Source organism: Kitasatospora sp. NPDC001159, assembly GCF_053598235.1.
Window position 1 is genome coordinate 1 of the sequence record NZ_JBSFJV010000210.1, and the last position, 4,926, is coordinate 4,926.

The window sequence follows — 4,926 nt, forward strand, 5'->3', positions numbered from 1 at the left end:
CGGGTCGACGACGTCATGCTCGTCTCCGGCCACAACATCTCCACCACCGAGGTCGAGTCCGCCCTGGTCGGCCACCCCGCCGTCGCCGAGTCCGCGGTGGTCGGCACCACCGACACCACCACCGGACAGGCCATCGTCGCCTTCGTCATCCTGCGCGGGACGGCGACGGACAGCGAGGATCTGATCGCCGAACTGCGCGCGCACGTCGGCCGCACGCTCGGCCCGATCGCCAAGCCCAAGCGGATCAAGGTGGTCAGCGAGCTGCCGAAGACCCGCTCCGGCAAGATCATGCGCCGCCTGCTGCGCGACATCGCCGAGGGCCGCGCGGTCGGCGACACCACCACCCTCGCCGACCCCTCCGTGATGGACCTCATCCAGGCGCAGCTGCCGAATACCGGCAGCCGGGACTGACCAGCCCCCGAACCGCGCCGGCCTCCCTCCGCCTAAGGAAGGAGGCCGGCGCGTTCTCCTGTCCCGAGCGGGTGGCCGGCCTGGCGATCCAGCGCGTGACCGACGGCTCGAAGGTGCGCTGACGCCGCGACCGCCGCCCGGCGTCCGCGCAGGTTGGACCCGCCCCGCACCGAGCCCGCTCGCCGTCCCACGGCGCTGCCCCACCGAAAGGCCCACGCATGCCATCGATCCCTGCCACCACCCGGCCGCAACCCACCCCCCGGCCCGCGCCCCGGCTCGGGCCGGCCTACCGCTTCGTGGCCACCGTGGGCGGTCTGGCGTGCCGCCTGGCCGGCCGCCGGGACTGGCGAGGCGCCGATCACTTCCCCCGGCACGGCGCGTACATCACCGCCGTCAACCACACCTCGGCCTTCGACCCCTTCGTCTATGGGTACTTCCAGTACCGCAACGGCCTGCCACCCAGGTTCCTGATCAAGTCCTCGCTGTTCGGGCGTCCGGTCATCGGCCGACTCCTGCGGGCGGCCGGGCAGATACCGGTGGAGCGCGCGAGCACCCGGGCGGCGCAGGCCCTGGACGTGGCACGCGAGGCGCTGGCGGACGGCCAGTGCGTGGCGGTCTACCCGGAGGGCACACTCACCCGGGACCCCGACCTGTGGCCGGGGCCGGCCAAGACGGGCGTCGCCCGTCTGGCGCTGATGTCGGGAGCACCGGTCGTCCCGGTGGCGCAGTGGGGTGCCCACCGCTTCGTTCCGCCCTACGGCAGGGGCGGGCGACGCGTCAGGTTCCTGCCGCGTCCCACCTTCGTGGTAGCGGTCGGCCCGCCGGTGGACCTCTCCGACCTGTACGACCGCGAGCCCACCGCCGCGGTCCTGCACGAGGCCGGCACGAGGATCACGACAGCGATCACCGGACTGCTGGAGGACATCCGCGGCGAGCGGCACCCCGGCCGCGCGACCGAGCACGGCACACACGGGCCCGCTCAGCCGCTGACGGCATGACCGGCTGCCGCATCGTGAGACGGTGAACCGGCGGGCGCTGCAGGCCCTGGCCGCCTCGCCGACTCAGGCGGCGAGGCGGCCAGGGCGCTGCTGGCGCAGCCGACGGCCTCGGACGTCGGTCAGTGCGCGCCGACCGGCTCCGCGACGGCCTCCGCCTCCGCCTCCGCCTCCGGCGCCCCGGCGCAGTAGTCGGCCGGGCTGGTCTCGTCGTTGCCCGGGCGGACCTTGGCAGCTCTGAGCAGCACGGTCAGCACCACGGTGACGATCAGGTTGAGCACGAACGCGGTCAGTCCGATGTAGCCGATCTGGCCGATCAGCGGGATCATCCCGGTGCTACCGCCGAAGTGCTTGGTGGCCGGGGTGGCGATCCCGTAGGTCTGCCAGGTGCCGTAGACCATGCCGACGGCCCAGCCGGCCAGCAGGGCCCAGCGGTCGAACCAGCGGGTGACCAGCCCGACGGCCACAGCCGGCAGGGTCTGCAGGATCCACAGCCCGCCCAGCAACTGCAGGTTGATCGCGACCTGCTTGTCCATGCCGAGGACGAAGACCAGGGCGCCGACCTTCACCAGCAGCGAGGCGATCTTCGCGGCCCGGGTCTCCTGGACCGGCGTGGCGTCGGGCTTGATCAGTTCCTTGTAGATGTTGCGGGTGAACAGGTTGGCCGCGGCGATCGACATGATGGCCGCCGGGACGAGCGCGCCGATGCCGATGGCGGCGAAGGCCACCCCGGCGAACCACCCGGTGCCGATCGCCGCCCCGCCAGTATCCGGTGCCACCAGCGGTGGTGGTCCGCCGGTCGAAGGACCGGTCGACGGTCGCCAGCCAGTTCTGCGGCTTGCCCCGGTGGCAGCCGCCGTCGGCTGTCACCGCCAGGCGGACGTGTTGGCGGCGGCGCCGGGCGAGTTCGTCCGCTCCTCGCTGTTGGTGCCGGCGGCGGCCGTCGCACCGACCCGGGTGTCGTCCGGCACGTCGGAGGGCGGGTCGTTCAGGGCTGCGATGCGCCGCCCTGAGGCACAGGAGAACGGTGTCCGCAGCCCCGAGTATGAGGCGGTGTGGGGCCAGGTCGTGCCGAAGCACAGGTGGATCACGTGGCGCGGCGGCCTGGCCGCCGAGGCTGCCCGGAGGCACGCTGTCGTCGGCCGACTTCGATGTGCCGGGCGAGGAACCCGGCACCGGGTGGCGGCGCAGGTGCTCGACGCGGACGGGATCGCCGAAACGTCGTGGTCGAGGACGCCCCCGGTGACCAGCAGGGTGCCCAATAGCAGGGCGAGAACGGCTACGGTGCCCGCCGCGCGTGGCAGCGGGCGGTGGTTGACGGTCACCGCAGACCGGCCGGAGCGCCCAACTCGGCCGTGAAGGCGTCGAACGCGCGGCCAAGGCATCCGCTCCCAGCCGGAGTCGTCGCTCGACAACCGACGACCGGTCCGGTCGGCCTGGACCGGACCGGAAGGGAATTCCGCTTCCCTAACTTGTCGGTGGCGACCGTGAGGTCGTTGGTGGGTCGCCGTCCTAGGTTGGGCTGCGGAATGTGGACAGGCAGGTTTTCGTCAGGTTGTCCGTGCTGATCGAAGCGATCGTCGAGACCGTGGTGAAGCTGTTCTTCTGACGCAGGCTTTCGCATCCTGCACCGCCTCGTCTGCGAACGGCCCGATCGTCCGGTCAGGCAACGTGTTCCGCTGTTGGGCAACTCGACATGGGGAGATATCAGTGAAGTGGTACCTGGGTGTATTGAAGAAGTATGCGCGCTTCCGCGGCCGTGCGCGCCGGCGGGAGTTCTGGATGTTCACGCTCTTCAGCGGAATCGTTTCATTCGTCGCGGGGTTCTTGGACGGTCTGCTGCACACCGGATACCTCATCAGCCTGGTGTATGCGCTCGTCGTGTGGATCCCCACGCTGGCTGTGGGCTTCCGGCGCCTGCACGACACCGGCCGCTCGGCCTGGTGGCTGCTTCTCTCGCTGGTGCCGGGAGTTGGGCTCCTGCTGGTCGTGTTCCTGGCGCTCAACGGGCAGGCCGGCGAGAACAGATTCGGCCCGGACCCCAAGCTCGGCGCCGCGCTGAGCTGACGGATCGGCGGTTCGCTTGAAGTGACGGTGTGTCATGGCTCGATGCGACTTGTGGCTGAGCGGAGACCTCTTTCAGCCTTGTCGCAAACGACGGTACCGGACGGCGATCAGGTGGTCGGCTTGGCGGCCGGTTTCGGCGCGGGGCGCGGGCTGCGGTCCCGGTGCTCCGGGCACCACCAGCTTGGTGGTGGCTCCATCGGGCTTGGCGTAGTCGACGGGGACGGTGACGAACCCGCACTCGATGGGTGTCCCGAGGCCCCAGTCGTCGGGGCAGGCCGCCCAGCGGATACCGGCTTCCGTGGCGTGCTGTGCCGCGACGCCCACTCCGTACGTCTCGGCCGGCGTGCCCGTTCCGTCCTTCCCCGGGTCCGGGTACCGATTGGCTGCTGTGGCCGCGGGAGCGGCTGCGAGTGTGGGCTACCCGCGCGCCCGTGGCACCGGGCAAGGCGATACGTTTCATGGAAATCTTCCCCTCTCTGCTGCTATGCCGGTTGCGGTATAGCAGCAGATTCAGGGGCGTACTGCAGTCCTATTCCCAGCCGTGTATCGGCGCCCACCGAAGGATTTGGGAAGGCTGACCGAAATATCTCCCAGCTGGAGACGATCTCTGTTGACTCGTGGGTTCGGTGCTGCTGGAATTCATTCCGAAAGGCAGGGAGCCGAGCCTTCCAGAACGTTCATTCCGAACGCCTCGGGCGTTCCTCGGTGCTTCAATGCCGAGGTCGACTCCCGGGCCCTTGAGCCGGGCTTGCCGTCACCGCACTCCCCCCGCGGTGGCGGCAAGTCCTTCAAAGCCTCGCGCGCTGTCGCGGGCTCCTCCCGGTGTCCATCGAATTCAGTGGGCGCCTCGGGGAAGTTGTGCTGGTGGGCTCCAGGCGAGGTTCGCCGGTCCGCCGGGCGCAACCCGCAACAGTGCAGCCCGAAGTCTGATGTGACGTCAGAATGGGCCCCGAACCCAGCGACGAGTACGCCTGGCCCGGTGAGATGGCGCCGTCGAGCGAGCCCTCGGCGTGCCGCGGTATCGGACGGGGCAGCAGTTCATGCACCGGCCCGGAACCGGCCTCACCGCCGCAGGCGGTGGGGCCGGCTTGAGAGCGAGGTTGCTCTGCTGCCGATCCCGATCGGCCTCCTGCTCGGCTCGGCCACCCTGATCGGCCGGGACGAGCCGGAGCAGGCCGCCGAGTACGCCGGACTGGAGGCCGGGCGCTCACCGGCGCGGGCGCTCACTGATCCGGGGCAATAGGTCCGAAGGCGCCGAAGACTTTGGATCCGCGCACCGAGAGTTCTGCGCGATCCGCGCCTGAGCGGTTCCGGCACGGCCGGTGATCGAAAAGGCATCGCACCAGGGTAGTCACCGTCGTCATCCAGGGCGCGGCGTCGGGCGAGTTCCTGCGCGAGATCCACCGCCTGCTGCTCGGCGAGAACGGCTTCTACGACGAGATCTTCGAGTCGC

At 70.4% G+C, this 4,926-nt stretch carries 4 protein-coding genes and 1 pseudogene; 3 read left to right on the forward strand and 2 right to left on the reverse strand.

The genetic code is table 11. The features are described 5' to 3' along the window. A partial coding sequence (locus ACWC9T_RS40760) for an AMP-binding enzyme (RefSeq protein WP_449826070.1) occupies positions 1-411 on the forward strand: 411 nt, incomplete at its 5' end. A 218-nt stretch (positions 412-629) separates the two neighbouring features. Next, positions 630-1,409, forward strand: coding sequence for a lysophospholipid acyltransferase family protein (locus tag ACWC9T_RS40765; protein ID WP_449826071.1), 780 nt, complete (start codon positions 630-632; stop codon positions 1,407-1,409). A 119-nt stretch (positions 1,410-1,528) separates the two neighbouring features. Here the strand turns inward: ACWC9T_RS40765 and ACWC9T_RS40770 are convergent. Further along, positions 1,529-2,146: pseudogene (locus tag ACWC9T_RS40770) on the reverse strand (sodium:solute symporter); the annotation flags it as partial. Positions 2,147-3,116: 970 nt separating this feature from the next. Here ACWC9T_RS40770 and ACWC9T_RS40775 point away from each other — a divergent pair. Then, positions 3,117-3,473 carry a DUF805 domain-containing protein gene (locus ACWC9T_RS40775; RefSeq protein ID WP_449826072.1) on the forward strand — a complete coding sequence of 119 codons (357 nt, stop codon included), beginning with the start codon at positions 3,117-3,119 and terminating at the stop codon, positions 3,471-3,473. 72 nt (positions 3,474-3,545) lie between these two features. Here ACWC9T_RS40775 and ACWC9T_RS40780 read toward each other — a convergent pair whose 3' ends face one another. Next, positions 3,546-3,797, reverse strand: a complete 252-nt coding sequence (locus tag ACWC9T_RS40780) for a hypothetical protein (RefSeq protein ID WP_449826073.1) — start codon at positions 3,795-3,797, stop codon at positions 3,546-3,548. Positions 3,798-4,926: the final 1,129 nt, after the last annotated feature.